General features: G+C 70.3%; 11 protein-coding genes. All 11 read left to right on the top strand.

Annotated elements, in window-relative coordinates; all coding sequences use genetic code 11:
* Positions 1 to 88: 88 nt before the first annotated feature.
* The 11 genes from FM104_RS09620 to FM104_RS09570 all read left to right on the top strand — a co-directional run bounded on the left by FM104_RS09620 (position 89) and on the right by FM104_RS09570 (position 13,367).
* Positions 89 to 1,588, top strand: coding sequence for a leucyl aminopeptidase family protein (locus FM104_RS09620; RefSeq protein WP_087131845.1), 1,500 nt, complete (start codon positions 89 to 91; stop codon positions 1,586 to 1,588).
* Entirely contained in the window at positions 1,585 to 3,255 is a 1,671-nt protein-coding gene (locus tag FM104_RS09615; RefSeq protein ID WP_087131842.1) for an ABC transporter substrate-binding protein, read from the top strand. The genes FM104_RS09620 and FM104_RS09615 overlap by 4 nt, the downstream gene beginning before the upstream one ends.
* A 38-nt stretch (positions 3,256 to 3,293) precedes the next feature.
* Positions 3,294 to 4,250 (top strand): ABC transporter permease, encoded by a 957-nt coding sequence (locus FM104_RS09610; protein WP_087131839.1) that lies wholly within the window; start codon positions 3,294 to 3,296, stop codon positions 4,248 to 4,250.
* On the top strand, positions 4,247 to 5,236 hold the full coding sequence (locus tag FM104_RS09605; protein ID WP_087131836.1) for an ABC transporter permease: 990 nt from the start codon (positions 4,247 to 4,249) through the stop codon (positions 5,234 to 5,236). The genes FM104_RS09610 and FM104_RS09605 overlap by 4 nt, the downstream gene beginning before the upstream one ends.
* Positions 5,236 to 6,225, top strand: a complete 990-nt coding sequence (locus tag FM104_RS09600) for an ABC transporter ATP-binding protein (RefSeq protein WP_087131833.1) — start codon at positions 5,236 to 5,238, stop codon at positions 6,223 to 6,225. The genes FM104_RS09605 and FM104_RS09600 overlap by 1 nt, the downstream gene beginning before the upstream one ends.
* Positions 6,218 to 7,231, top strand: coding sequence for an ABC transporter ATP-binding protein (locus FM104_RS09595; RefSeq protein WP_087131830.1), 1,014 nt, complete (start codon positions 6,218 to 6,220; stop codon positions 7,229 to 7,231). The genes FM104_RS09600 and FM104_RS09595 overlap by 8 nt, the downstream gene beginning before the upstream one ends.
* Positions 7,232 to 7,255: 24 nt before the next feature.
* The gene (locus tag FM104_RS09590; RefSeq protein WP_087131828.1) at positions 7,256 to 8,602 is read left to right on the top strand and encodes an ATP-binding protein; all 1,347 of its coding nucleotides are present in this window, start codon (positions 7,256 to 7,258) and stop codon (positions 8,600 to 8,602) included.
* 193 nt (positions 8,603 to 8,795) lie between these two features.
* Positions 8,796 to 9,749 carry an ornithine cyclodeaminase family protein gene (locus tag FM104_RS09585; protein ID WP_179206751.1) on the top strand — a complete coding sequence of 318 codons (954 nt, stop codon included), beginning with the start codon at positions 8,796 to 8,798 and terminating at the stop codon, positions 9,747 to 9,749.
* Complete coding sequence (locus FM104_RS09580) at positions 9,746 to 10,771, top strand: ornithine cyclodeaminase (protein ID WP_087131822.1); 1,026 nt, start codon at positions 9,746 to 9,748, stop codon at positions 10,769 to 10,771. The genes FM104_RS09585 and FM104_RS09580 overlap by 4 nt, the downstream gene beginning before the upstream one ends.
* A 32-nt stretch (positions 10,772 to 10,803) precedes the next feature.
* On the top strand, positions 10,804 to 11,880 hold the full coding sequence (locus FM104_RS09575; protein ID WP_087131820.1) for a C45 family autoproteolytic acyltransferase/hydolase: 1,077 nt from the start codon (positions 10,804 to 10,806) through the stop codon (positions 11,878 to 11,880).
* Between the two features lie 158 nt (positions 11,881 to 12,038).
* Complete coding sequence (locus tag FM104_RS09570) at positions 12,039 to 13,367, top strand: hypothetical protein (protein WP_087131817.1); 1,329 nt, start codon at positions 12,039 to 12,041, stop codon at positions 13,365 to 13,367.
* Positions 13,368 to 13,430 lie beyond the last annotated feature (63 nt).

The following is a 13,430-nucleotide window of genomic DNA, read 5'->3' as shown; positions in this document are numbered from 1 at the left end:
TCTCTGCCAGACATCTCTCACGTTCCGCCTGTGCCGGCGGCGCGCTCCTCTTCCTAGGGTGGGGGAAACCGAACGATGAGGAGCGCCGATGACGATCACCGCCGTGGAGTCGCGCGAAGCGATCGCCGTGGACTGCGACGCCGCCCAGCCCTGGGAGACGCGCGCGGACGTGCTCATCGTCGCCGTCCAGACGGGCGGCGTCCCCGCCTGGCTCGGTGCGTACGCAGAGGCGCTGGGCGAGCTCGATGCGGGCGACCGCCTGACGGTGCACCGCACGGCGGGCGCGGGCTTCCTCGCATCCGTCGTGGAGATCGTCGTGCTCCGCGGCACGGCGCCGTCCGCCGCCCGCCGGGCCGCGCGCGCCATCGGCGCCGCGCACCGCTCCCGCACCGCCTTCGCGGTCGCCGGGATCGCCGCGCAGGCCGACGAGGCGCTCCCGTTCGTCGCCGGGTTTGCGGAGGGCCGCTACCGCTTCACGCGCTACCTCGGAGACGGCGGCATCGCGCCCGCCACGCTCGCGTTCGTGGGGGTTCCCGCCGCCGCGGTCGACGGGCTCCGCGCCGACCTCGCCTCCGCCGAGATCGTCGAAGAGGCCGTGCGCTGGTGCCGGGACCTGACGAACGCCCCGGCGCGCGACCTCACGCCGGTGAGCTTCGCCGAGGAGGCGGTGCGCGAGGCCGCGCGCTGGGGGGCCGCCGTGCAGGTGCGCGACGAGACCTGGCTCGCCGAGGAGCGGTTCAGCGGGATCGTCTCGGTGGGGGCCGGCTCACCGCACCCGCCGCGGCTCGTCGAGGTCTCGTATCGAGGGCCGGAGGCGGGCACGACCCCGCCGATCGTGCTGGTCGGCAAGGGCGTGACCTTCGACTCGGGCGGGCTGTCGCTGAAGAAGGCCTCGGCGATGATGGAGATGAAGTCCGACATGGCGGGGGCGGCGACCGTGCTCGCCGCGGTCTGCGCGATCGCCCGGATGGCGCCGCCCGGCGTGCACGTCACGGCGTTGCTGACCCTCGCCGAGAACATGCCGGGGCCCGGGGCGCTGCGTCCCGGTGACATCATCCGGCACCGCAACGGGCTGACCACCGAGGTTGTCAACACCGACTGCGAGGGGCGGCTGGCGATGTCGGACGCCCTGACCTGGGCATCCGAGCGTCGTCCTGCCGCGATCGTCGACGTCGCGACGCTGACCTACTCCACCATCGCCGCCCTCGGGATGGAGGTGACGAGCATCATCGGCAACGACGCGACGCTGGTGGCCGACATCCGCGCGGCCGGCGATGCCACCGGCGACCCGTACTGGGAACTGCCGCTGTGGGAGCCCTACCGCCGGCTCATCGACTCGCCGTTCGCTGATCTCCGCAACGAGGAGATCGGAGACGGCGCGGGCGCAATCACGGCCGCGCTGTTCCTGCGCGAGTTCGTCGACGGGGTGCCGTGGGCGCACCTCGACACCGGAGGAACCGCGTATCTCGACGAGGAGACCGAGGATCTCGCCGCCGGGGCGACCGGCACAGGGGTCCGCAGTCTCATCAGGTTCGTTCTGGACAGATCGCACGCCGCCCGGCGCGCGCAAGAAGGAGAAACACGATGACGTGGAAGAAGCTGTTCATCGCGCCGGCGGTCTGTGCCGCGCTGGTGCTGTCCGCCTGTTCCGGCCCCGGCGGCGAGGCCGAGGGCGACGGGGTGCTCCGCATTGGGGTCACCAGCGACATCGACTCGATGAACCCGTTCGTGGGCATCAACGAGATCGCCTACGCGGTGTGGATGCACATCTATCCGTCCCTGCTGCAGTACGACACGTCCGACCCCACGTCGCCGTACAAGGGCAGTCTCGCGAAGGACTGGGAGCTCTCCGAGGACGGGCTCACCCTGACGTTCGACCTCGTCCGGGACGCGAAGTGGTCCGACGGCGAGCCGCTGGACGCCGAGGACGTCGTCTGGTCGCTGGAGCTGTTCCACCGGTACAACGAGACCGTCGCCTCCGGCTGGTCCGTCGGCAGCAACATCACCTCGATCGAGGCGCCGGACGACCACACGGTCGTGCTCACCATGGCGGAGCCGAGCGCGCTCTCGCTGACCAACGTCGCGACCACTCCACTGCTGCCGGAACAGGTGTGGGCGGAGCACGACACCGACGACGGCGACGGGCTGAAGACCTTCGACAACGTCCCGCAGGACGGCGAGCCGATGATCGGCGGCGGCCCGTTCCTGATGACGCAGTACCGCAAGGGCGAGCTCGCCGTGTTCACGACCAACCCGGAGTGGTACGGCGAGAAGCCGAGCGTGTCCGGCTTCGGGCTGCAGACCTACAAGGTCGCCGACGCCATGATCACCGCCCTGTCCGGCGGGAGCATCGATGCCGCCGGCGGCGTCCCGCCCACGGGTCTGGACACCCTCGACCGGCCGGGCATCACGATCGACAGCTACCCCGCGCTCGCGCTGCGCGACTTCGCGATCAACTCCAACCCGGACAAGGCGGACAACCGGGAGCTGCTCGATCCCGATGTCCGCAAGGCCATGGAGCACGCCGTGAACCGCGAGGAGATCGTGGAGACCGCGTGGGTCGGCAAGGCGGCGCCGGGCGACAGCATCCTGCCGCCGACGACGGCGACCAACGGCCAGCAGTGGTACAACGACGATCTGCAGACCATCGGATACGACATCGACGAGGCCAACCGCCTGCTCGACGCCGCCGGGTACACGCGCGGCTCCGACGACATCCGGCGCGCCGACGACGGCACTCCGATGTCGTACGAGGTGATCTTCGCCGACGACGAGAACGGCCCCGGCGACCGGGCGTTCCAGATCATCAAGTCGGACTTCGCGAAGATCGGGATCGAGATCTCCCAGCGCAAGCTGGACACGTCCGCCACCTGGGACGCGATCTACTGCGGCGACGACTGCCCGTACCGCGACTTCGACCTGTTCATGTGGAACTGGCATCCCGGCCAGGATCCGAACTTCATGATGTCGGCGATGACCTGCGAGCAGTGGGGCAGCTGGAACGACGTCGGCTACTGCAACCCCGAGTTCGACGCGCTGAACGAGAAGCAGGCGAAGGCGGTCGACCCGCTCGAGCGGAAGGCAATCCTCGACGAGATGCAGCAGATCGTCTACGACGACCGTCCCTACATCATCCTCACCTACGACGTGCGCAACGACGCCTGGTCGAGCGATTGGGACGGCTTCGTGCGATCCACGCAGGGCTTCTTCAACAGCCGCTCGACGCAGACGCTCGAGCAGGTCCACAAGAAGTGACGACCGTAGAGTGACCCGGGAGAGGAGGAGAGGCTGACATGTGGCGGTACATCGGTGGCCGGGTGCTGTTCGCCCTGGTGACGATCTACGTCGCCGTCACCTTCAACTTCGTCCTCTTCCGGGTCCTCCCCGGGGACGCCGTGCACAGCCTGGCCCGAGTCCCCAACGCCTCGCCGACGCTCGTCGCGCAGCTGACGAAGGAGTTCGGGCTCGACCGGTCCCCCTGGGAGCAGTACGTCTCGTACCTGCGCGAGCTGCTGCACGGGAACATGGGCGTCTCGTTCGTCGACAAGCAGCCGGTGTGGGACAACCTCATGGAGATGCTCGGCAACTCGGTCATGCTGGCGCTCGCGGGAACTATCGTCGGCATCGCCCTCGGGATCGTCACCGGGGTCGCCTCGGCATGGTGGCGAGGCCGGTTCCTCGGGTCCTCGACGACCGCGACCGCCATCTTCTTCTACTCCGTCCCCGCTCAGTGGCTGGCGCTCATGCTGCTGATGTGGTTCGCGGGCGTGCTGCCGACGCACGGCATGATCGACCCCTACCTGACCGACACCTCGTTCCTCGGCCGGGCGGTGGACGTCGCCAAGCACATGTTTCTCCCCGCCGTGACGATGGCGATCATCCTCTACGGCGGGTACACGCTGGTGGTGCGCTCGGCGATGCTCGAGAGCCTCGGAGAGGACTACGTCCTCACCGCCCGCGCCAAGGGGCTCCCGCCGCGGCGCATCCTGCGCAGCTACGCGCTGCGCAACGCGATGCTCCCGACCGTGACGCTGATCGGGCTGTCGCTGAGCAGCATCGTCGGCGGCTCGACGCTGCTGGAGACCGTGTTCAGCTGGCCGGGCATCGGCTACGCCACCTATCAGGCCGTGCTGCAGCGGGACTATCCGACCCTGCAGGGCGCGTTCCTCATCCTCACCGTCGTCGTCGTGTTCGTGAACCTGCTCACCGACCTGCTCTACTTCCGCCTCGACCCGAGGATCCGCACATGACCGCGCCCACCACCGCGACGCTCGTCACCGAACCCGCCGCGCCGCGACGGCGCAGGGGCCAGCTCTGGGCGATCCTGCGCAGCAGCCGCGAGGCGATCGTCGGTCTGGTCGTCCTCGGGATGTTCGTGCTGCTCGCCCTGGTCGGACCGGCCCTCGTCCCCTACGACATCCACGAACGGGTCGGCGGCGTGTACGAGCCCCCTTCCCTCGCACATCCGCTCGGCCTGGACGACGGCGGCGTCGACATGGTCGCGCTGCTCGTGCAGGGCGGCCAGAACTCGCTGCTGGTCGGCTTCACCGCCGCCGTGATCTCGATGGTCGTCGGCGGCGGGATCGGCATCCTCGCGGGGTACTTCGGCGGATGGACGGATTCCGCGCTGATGCGGGTCACCGACTACTTCATGGTCGTGCCGCTGCTGCCCCTGGCCATCATCGTCTCGGCGGTGTGGGGCGCGGGGCTGACGAACATGATCCTCGTCATCGGCCTGCTGATCTGGACGACGACCGCCCGCCTCATCCGAGCGGAGGTGCGCAGCGTGAAGGAGCGCGCCTACGTGCAGCGCTCGCGATCGATCGGCGCGTCCCGCTCCCGGATCGTGTTCCGGCACATCGTCCCGCAGATCACCCCGCTGCTGGTCGCGAACACGACCCTCGCGATCGCCTCGGCCATCTTCCTCGAGGCGGCGCTGGCGTTCCTCGGCCTCGGCGACCCGAACGCGATCACCTGGGGCAAGATCATCGAGCTCGGCTTCGTCCGCGCCGCGGTGTCGGCCGGCGCCTGGTGGGCCATCCTTCCCGCCGGCCTGTGCATCGCCCTGGTCGTCACGGCCTGCTCGCTGATCGGGCAGGCGGTCGAGGATGCGCTGAACCCGCGACTGAAGGTCTCGCACCTCACCCCTCGATCGTTCCAGCTGCACGCGATCCACCGTCAGGAGGCCGCGATGGGCACCGGGACCGTGCGGGACGCCACGAAGGAGGCGCGCTGATGGCACTGCTCGAAGTCCGCGACCTCAACGTCTGGTTCCGGCTCCCGAAGGGCGGCCGGGTGCACGCCGTGCAGGATCTCAGCCTCAGCCTCGACCCCGGTCAGAGCATGGGCCTGGTCGGCGAGTCCGGGTGCGGGAAGACCACCGCGCTCACCGCGATCATGGCCCTCGTGCCGCCGAACGCCGAGGTGTCGGGGCGGGTGATCTTCGACGGCGACGATCTGCTCGTCCCCGGGGAGCGCACCGCGCGCAAGCACCGCTGGACCGGGCTGTCGCTCGTCTTCCAGGGCGCGATGAACGCGTTCAACCCCGTGGTGCGGGTGGAGGACCAGATCGCCGAGCCGATGGTGGCGCACCGGCTGCGAGATCAGCGGCAGGCGATCGCCCGCGCCCGCGAGCTGCTCGAGATGGTCGGCATCAACCCGAAGGCGGGACGACGGTATCCGCACGAGTTCTCCGGCGGGATGCGGCAGCGCGCGATGATGGCGATGGCGCTGGCCTGCGACCCGAAGCTGCTCATCGCCGACGAGCCGACGACGGCGCTGGACAACATGGTGCAGGCGCAGATCCTCCTGCTCCTGAAGCGTCTCTCGGAAGAGCTGGGGCTCGGGCTGCTCATGGTCACCCATGACCTGCCGGTCGTGTCGCAGCTGTGCGACTCCGCCGCCGTGATGTATGCCGGACGCATCATCGAGCGCGGACCGATCGCCGATCTGTTCCACGCTCCCGCGCACCCCTATACGCGCATGCTCTTCGACGCCACACCCGATCTCTACGACGATCGACCGGTGATCTCGATCCCGGGCACTCCGCCGCGGCTCGACAGGGAGCCGACGGCCTGCCCCTTCGCACCGCGCTGCGACTCTGCCGTCGATCGATGCTTCGCGCAACTCCCCCTTCCCGAAGAGATCGGCCCCGCCCGCGTCGCCGCGTGCCTGCGCGCCGAGGACATGCTCGCACTCGCCCGAGGAGGCTCGCGCCATGGCTGAGCGGCTGCTGGAGGTCACCGACCTGGTCACGACGTACTCCGGTCGCGGACTGTTCCAGCGCGGGCCGGACGTGCGGGCGGTCGACGGGATCTCGCTGACCGTGGACGCCGGCGAGGTGCTCGCGATCGTGGGCGAGTCCGGCTGCGGCAAGACGAGCACCGTGCAGACCGTGCTGCGGATGGTGGACTCGGCATCGGGCTCGATCGTGTTCGAGGGCGAGGAGATCGCGCACGTCCCCGAGCGGGCGTTGCGGACGATGCGCCGCGGCATGCAGATGATCTATCAGGATCCGTACGAGTCGCTGGATCCCCGGTTCACCGTGCACGACACCATGGTCGAGCCGCTGCTCGTGCACGAGCGGCGGATGCCCTGCGGCGAGAGGGAGCGCCGGATCGCGGACGCGCTCGAGACGGTCGGCCTCTCCCCCGCCGAGGCTTTCCTGGACAGGTATCCGCACGAGCTCTCCGGCGGGCAGCGACAGCGGGTGGCGATCGCCGCCGCGCTCGTGATGGGGCCGCGGCTGCTGATCGCCGACGAGCCGGTGTCGATGCTAGACGTGTCGGTGCGCGCCGGGATCCTCGACCTGCTGGCCTCGCTGTGCGGACAGGGCCTCGGGATCGTGATGATCACCCACGACCTCTCCACGGCGGCGAGGTTCGCCGACCGGATCGCGGTGATGTACCTGGGTCGGATCGTCGAGGAGGGCGCGGCGCACGACGTCATCCACGATCCGCAGCATCCGTACACGCGCGCGCTGCTCTCGGTGGTGCCGCAACGCGACCCGCTGGCACGCACGCAGCCGGTCGTCCTCACCGGCGAGGCGCCCAACGCCGCGGAGCTCCCCTCCGGATGCCGCTTCCATCCCCGTTGCCCGATCGCGATCGAGGACTGCCGCCGCATCGACCCCGCCCTCGACCCGGTGCGCAGCGACGGCCATCTCGCCGCCTGTATCCTGGCCGGGCAGGAGCCGGCTCCGTCGTCCGACCGGTCCGTCCGGGTCCCCTGAGCGGCATCGGCACCGGGAGGAGAGATGCGAACCGCTTCCGTCGCGCACGTCCACGTCCGCGACTTCCACGACGACGACCTGGACGGGATCGTGCGGCTCTGGGCACAGGCGAGCCAGGGCGAGACGACCGTGTATTCGCTGGCGGAGGTCATCGCGTCCTGCCAGGCGGACCACGCCGTCGTCGCGGTATCGCAGGACCGCGTCGTCGGAGCCGCGGTCGGACGCGCGGCGCATGCCCAGGGCTGGCTCGTCCTCTTCCGCGTCTGCACATCGCAGCACGCCGACGAACAGCAGCGGATCGGCGCCGAGCTGCTCGACGCGCTGGAGCGGCAGATGGCTCGGCGCGGGCTCGGGAAGCTCTCCGTGCTGGTCTCTCAGAGCGGGGACGCCCTCGTCCCCCTGACCGGCAACGGCTTCGAGGTACGCAGTCAGCTGCGCTATCTGGAGCGTCCGATGCCCGTGCAGCGGCGAGAGCTCGACCTGCTCAAAGAGGTCGGCGGGCGGGTCCTGCCCAGGAACCTCTGGCGCGAGGTGGCCGGCATGGCGGACGAGAAGGCGCTGCTGGAGGAGCGTCTCGTGACGCCGCTCTCCCATCCAGGCCTCGCGCGCCGCTACGGCGTCGTGCCGCCACGGGCCGTCATGCTGTTCGGGCCGCCGGGGACCGGGAAGACGACGTTCGCCAGGGCCGTCGCGTCACGGCTCGGCTGGCCGTTCGTCGAGCTGTTCCCCTCACGTCTCGCGGCTGGTGCAGGAGGGCTGGCCGCCGCACTCCGCGCGGTCTTCGAACGCATCGCCCTGCTCGAGAACGTCGTGGTGTTCATCGACGAGGCGGAGGAGATCGCCGGGCGCCGCGGCGGGGATCCGGGCTCCGCCGCGCAGGGCGCCACCAACGAGCTGCTCAAGCTCGTCGCGGACTTCCGTGAGCGGGAGGGCCGGCTGCTCGTGTGCGCCACCAACTTCGTGCGCACCCTCGATCCCGCTTTCCTGCGTCATGGCCGCTTCGATCACGTGCTGCCCATCGGGCTGCCAGACGAGGACGCACGGCATGCGATCTGGCGGCGGTACATCCCCGCGGACGTCGTCGCGCGGATCGACCTGCCGGCGCTCGTCACGGCGAGCGCCGGGCTCACGCCCGCCGACATCGAGTACGCGGCGCGGCGCACGGCGCAGGATGCGCTGGCCCGCGATCTGCGCGCAGCGCCGGTGTCCCTCGCCACCGGGGCGATCGAGCTGCCGGAGGACGACACCGCGCAGAACGTCCCGTTGGACACGGCGGACTATCTGCGGGCGCTGCGCTCCACCCGCGCGACCGTCTCCGAGACGGCCGTGGCGGAGTTCCAGGCCGACATCGACGCACTGGCACGGCTATGACGCGGCACGTGTCCGATGAGGGGTCCGGTGCAGGAGGGCGAGAGATGACCGGCACGGCGACCCCGGGACAGCGCGAGACGGAGCGTCCTCGCGCGACCGAGCCGCGGGGCGAGACCGACGCCATCACGATCGTCCGCGGATACGACTGATCGCGCGGGCGAGACGGAAGATGACGGAGACGAAGGAGGCGGAGATGCGGATCATGGACACCACGGCCGTCCGGAGCGCGATCGATCTGCCCACCGCGATCGACCTCGTCGCCGAGGCGCTGCGCGCCGCGGCGGAGGGACGCTTCTCGGTGCCGCAGCGCGCGGTGCTCGCCGACGGCAGGGCGCTCGCCATGGTGGCCGGGCGCTCCGACGATCCGGGAATCGTATGGAAGGTGCTGAGCTCGGTCTCCGCGAACGCGGAGCACGGTCTGCCCACGATCCAGGGCACCGTGCTGTGGGCGGACGACGAGACCGGCGCCGTCACCGCGATGCTGGACGGCGAGGCCGTGACGGTGCTGCGCACCGCCGCGGTGACGGGACTGGCCCTGCGACGGCTCGCTCCCCCGCAGGCCGCCGTGCTCGGCCTGCTCGGAGCCGGTGCGCAGGCGCCCGGTCTGGTGCGCGCAGCGCTGACGGTCAGGGACCTGCGCGAGGTGCGCGTGTGGAGCAGAACCGCGGAGCGCGCGGAGGCGCTCGCGCACGCTCTCGAGCCGGAGTTCCCCGCCGTGCGGTTCCGGCCGGTGAGCGAGTCGTCGGACGTCGTGCGCGGAGCGGACGCCGTGATCGCCGCCACCCGTGCCGTCGAGCCGCTCGTGCACGCTCGCGACCTCTCGGAGAGGGCGACGGTCCTCGCGATCGGCGCCTACCGGCCGGACATGATCGAGGTCGATCCGTCGGTCTTCGCGTGCGCGGACGTCGTCGTCGCGGACGACGTGACGGCGGCGCTGGCGGAGAGCGGCGACATGATCCGCGCTGTCGCGAAGCGGGCTCTGCGCACAGAGGACGTCTCGGCGCTCGGCGCGTGGGACGCCGGCGCCCGCGGCGGTGCGGGCATCCGCGTCTTCAAGTCCGTCGGCACGGCCGCCCTCGACTGGGCGATCGCCGCGGCGGCATACCGGAGGGCTGGAAGGCCCGAGCCAACAGGAGGAACGACATGACGGGCTTCGTCGGGGTCGCGGACATGGTCCGCTGGGTGGCGCGCCACGGCGCGGAGACGCTGATGGCGGGGATGGCGGACTACATCGAGTCGGACTTCCGGCGCTGGACGTCCTTCGACAAGACCGAGCGGGTGGCGAGCCACACCCCGTTCGGGGTGATCGAGCTCATGCCGATCAGCGATCCGGACGTGTACGCCTTCAAGTACGTCAACGGGCATCCCTCCAATCCCGCCCGCGGTTTCCAGACCGTCACCGCCTTCGGCATGCTCGCCGACGTGCACAACGGGTACCCCGTGTTCCTGTCCGAGATGACACTGCTCACGGCGCTGCGCACCGCGGCCACCTCCGCGATGGTCGCCCGGCGCCTCGCGCGGCCGGATTCGCACGTGATGGCGATGATCGGCGCCGGGAGCCAGGCCGAGTTCCAGGCGCTCGCCTTCCGCGGCGTGCTGGGGATCGACCGGCTGCGCGTGTACGACGTGGATCCCTCGGCGCCGGACAAGCTCGTCCGCAACCTGCGGCCGCACGGGTTCGAGATCGAGGTGTGCGGCTCGGCGTCCGAGGCAGCGCTCGGCGCCGACATCGTGACCACGTGCACCGCGGACAAGACGGCGGCCCGGGTCCTCGCGGACACCGATGTCGCGGCGGGGATGCACGTCAACACGATCGGCGGGGACTGCCCGGGCAAGACCGAGCTCGACCCGAGGATCCTCGAGCGCGGTCCCGTGTTCGTCGAGTACGCCCCGCAGACGCGCATCGAGGGAGAGATCCAGAACGTCGCGCCGGACTTCCCCGTGACGGAGTTCTGGGAGGTGCTCACCGGCGCGGCCGCGGGGCGCACCTCCCCCGAGCAGGTGACGATCTTCGACTCCGTGGGCTTCGCGATCGAGGACTACTCGGCGCTGCGCTTCCTGCGCGACAGCGTCGCGGGAACCGATCTGTCCGGACGCATCGACCTGGTCGCCGCCCCCGAGGACCCGAAGGACCTCTTCGGCATGGTCGGCGCGCCCGTGCCGGCCTGAAGAGAGACACGAGCCTGGGAGAATCGGACCACATGATCCTGCAGCACGAGTCGTTCGAGACGGACCCCTTTGCGAGGGGCCGCGGCTTCGGGGCGGCCCTGCGCGGCGCGGTGGAGAACACCGTGTCGGCGTATCGGCGGCTGTTCCACGAGATGCACGGGCTGGGCGAGGACGACCTCGGGCTCCTCGGCGACGTGGTCGGAGGGATGCTGGAGGCCCGCAGGCCCGACGTGCTCGCGGAGATCCGCGGGATCGCCGACGGCGCATCCGTCGATCCCCGGACTCTGCTGGCGATCAACGCGCGTACCGAGATCTTCGCGGGCGGAGGTGCGCCGGAGTGCTCCGTGCTCGGCGTCGTGGCGGAGCGGATGCGGGACGAGCGAGGTCCCGTCCTCGCTCAGAACTGGGACTGGCATCCCTCCGCCGAGGGCTCGCTCGTGCTCTGGACCGTCCACGACGGGCGGGGCGGATGGCTCGCCACCCTCACCGAGGCGGGGATCCTCGGCAAGATCGGCGTGAACAGCCGCGGCCTGGCGGTCTGCCTCAACATCCTCGCGATGACGGAGGACGGCGGTCCCTTCGCGGGCCTGCCCGTGCACGTCGTGCTGCGGCTCGTGCTCGCCGAGTGCGCGACGCCGGATGACGCGCAGCGCCTGGCCGAGGGCGAACGGTACTCGGCGTCGACGGCGATCACCGTCGCGAGCGAGGACGGCGAGCTGCGCACCCTCGAGGTATCGCCCCGCGGCGTCGGCGTGCTGCGGGGCCGGGCGGGTGCGCTCTGCCATACGAACCACTTCCTCGCGGGGATCGGCGACGCCGTCGACACCATCGCCCGCGACTGGCCGGGTTCGGCGAAGCGGCTCGACGAGGTCGGCGAGACGGTCGCCGCGCCGGACGGCGTCACGGTGGACGCCGTCAAGGACGTGCTGCGCTCGCACCGCGGCGGCGCCTCCTCGGTGTGCAACCACGACCCGGACAACCCGGTCTACGCGGACCGGCAGCAGACCATGGCGTCGGTCGTCATCCGGCCCCGCGAGCGGAGCATCGAGATCACCGATGGCCCGCCCTGCGGCGCGCCGTACGTCCTGTACCGTCCGGGCGGGGCGTAGTCGCCGGTCCTCGCGGTTCGCACAGTCTGCGCATTCTGGGCGAGGACTCTTCGCAGAACGCGCGTAGTGCGGCATCCGGGCCTGTGGGACGTTGGGGAGCAGAACGAGACACCAGAGCTCTTCTGCATCCTCTCCACGAAGAAGTGAAGGACCACGCGATGAAAAGTCCAGTCAGGAAGATTGGCGCCGTCGGCGCCCTGTGCATTGCGATCGCCGCGTTCGCATCCGCGGCACCGGCATCCGCAGCGCCGTACTCGGATCAGGAGTACGTCTCGTTCACCGCGGGCAACGGCCAGCAGTCGCAGTACCACGTGTACGCCGCCGGCGTCCCGCAGCCTTCGGGGCTGTTCATCTGGACCCACGGAGACGGCGCCTGGGAGTTCAGCCACCCGAACGATCCGTATGTGATGGGTGGCGCCGACGGCGTGCGCGCGAAGGCGAAGGCAGAGGGCTACATCGTCGTCTCGGCGCTCGCCCCCGACACGACCGGCACCGTCACCTGGTGGGAGAACGGCAAGAAGAACGCGGACTACATGGCCGATCTGATCGACCATCTCAAGACCGAGTACGACATCGACTCGAACGACATCGTTCTCGCCGGCTTCTCCGGCGGCGCCCAGTTCACCACCCAGTACTTCCTGCCCGAGTACTCCGGGATGCTCGAGGGCGGCGGCTCGATCGTCTTCGGCGGCGGCGGAGCCCCAGAGACGCCCGATCAGCAGCCCTGGAACCAGGACCTGAAGTCGAACTTCTTCATGCACTGGGCCACCGGCGAGTTCGACGACCTGGAGCACTCCGACGAGGGCTACGACGCGCGCGGCTATGCGCAGGAGGGCGTCGACTACTACACGAACAACGGCTTCAACACGAGCTACTACTGGATCCCCGGCAAGGACCACGTGATCGACGAGCTCTTCGGCGGCATCGTCGGCGAGCAGCTCGCTCTGCACGGCGGCACGTCGCAGAGCTGGTCGGTCTCGTCCAGCGTGCAGAGCCAGTCCGCCAGCGTCACCGTGACGATCCCTCCGGGCACCACGGGCACGACGCGGGTCATGGCGAACGGCCCCGGAGGAACGTACTGGTACGAGGACAAGACCGGCAGCGGCCCGAAGACGTTCCAGCTGGGCGACTCGGGAGACCTGCTCACCCCGGGTACGACCTACACGTTCACCGTGACGAACGGAGGCACGCAGTACGCGTCGGGCTCGTTCACCACGACCGGCACGACATGGGTCACGACGGTCGACCCCGATCGCAGGTACGCGTACATCACCGTGACCATCCCCGCCGGCAGCACCGGCACCACTCGCGTGCGGGCGAACGGTCCCGGCGGCTCCTACTGGTACGTCGACAAGACCGGGACCGGCCAGAAGACGTTCCAGATGGGAGACCCCGGCGACCGGCTCAGCCCCGGGACCGCCTACACGTACACCGTCACCAACGGCGGGATCGTGCGGGCGTCGGGAAGCTTCACCACGGACAACTGACGCTCGACACTCGATCGGAGGGGCACGGGCGCCCGCAGCGATCACGCTGCGGGCGCCCGTCCT

The sequence above is a fragment of the Microbacterium esteraromaticum genome, assembly GCF_900163815.1.
GTDB classification, from domain to species: domain Bacteria; phylum Actinomycetota; class Actinomycetes; order Actinomycetales; family Microbacteriaceae; genus Microbacterium; species Microbacterium esteraromaticum_B.
Note: the sequence above shows the minus strand (reverse complement) of the source record. Positions and strands in the feature narration are given on the sequence as shown.

Bases quoted from the DNA above. Each gene is read 5' to 3' on its own strand.
- FM104_RS09570 (WP_087131817.1), top strand. From the start codon at position 12,039: ATGAAAAGTCCAGTCAGGAAGATTGGCGCCGTCGGCGCCCTGTGCATT.
- FM104_RS09605 (WP_087131836.1), top strand. From the start codon at position 4,247: ATGACCGCGCCCACCACCGCGACGCTCGTCACCGAACCCGCCGCGCCG.
- FM104_RS09615 (WP_087131842.1), top strand. From the start codon at position 1,585: ATGACGTGGAAGAAGCTGTTCATCGCGCCGGCGGTCTGTGCCGCGCTG.
- FM104_RS09620 (WP_087131845.1), top strand. From the start codon at position 89: ATGACGATCACCGCCGTGGAGTCGCGCGAAGCGATCGCCGTGGACTGC.
- FM104_RS09595 (WP_087131830.1), top strand. From the start codon at position 6,218: ATGGCTGAGCGGCTGCTGGAGGTCACCGACCTGGTCACGACGTACTCC.
- FM104_RS09585 (WP_179206751.1), top strand. From the start codon at position 8,796: ATGCGGATCATGGACACCACGGCCGTCCGGAGCGCGATCGATCTGCCC.
- FM104_RS09575 (WP_087131820.1), top strand. From the start codon at position 10,804: ATGATCCTGCAGCACGAGTCGTTCGAGACGGACCCCTTTGCGAGGGGC.
- FM104_RS09610 (WP_087131839.1), top strand. From the start codon at position 3,294: ATGTGGCGGTACATCGGTGGCCGGGTGCTGTTCGCCCTGGTGACGATC.
- FM104_RS09590 (WP_087131828.1), top strand. From the start codon at position 7,256: ATGCGAACCGCTTCCGTCGCGCACGTCCACGTCCGCGACTTCCACGAC.
- FM104_RS09600 (WP_087131833.1), top strand. From the start codon at position 5,236: ATGGCACTGCTCGAAGTCCGCGACCTCAACGTCTGGTTCCGGCTCCCG.
- FM104_RS09580 (WP_087131822.1), top strand. From the start codon at position 9,746: ATGACGGGCTTCGTCGGGGTCGCGGACATGGTCCGCTGGGTGGCGCGC.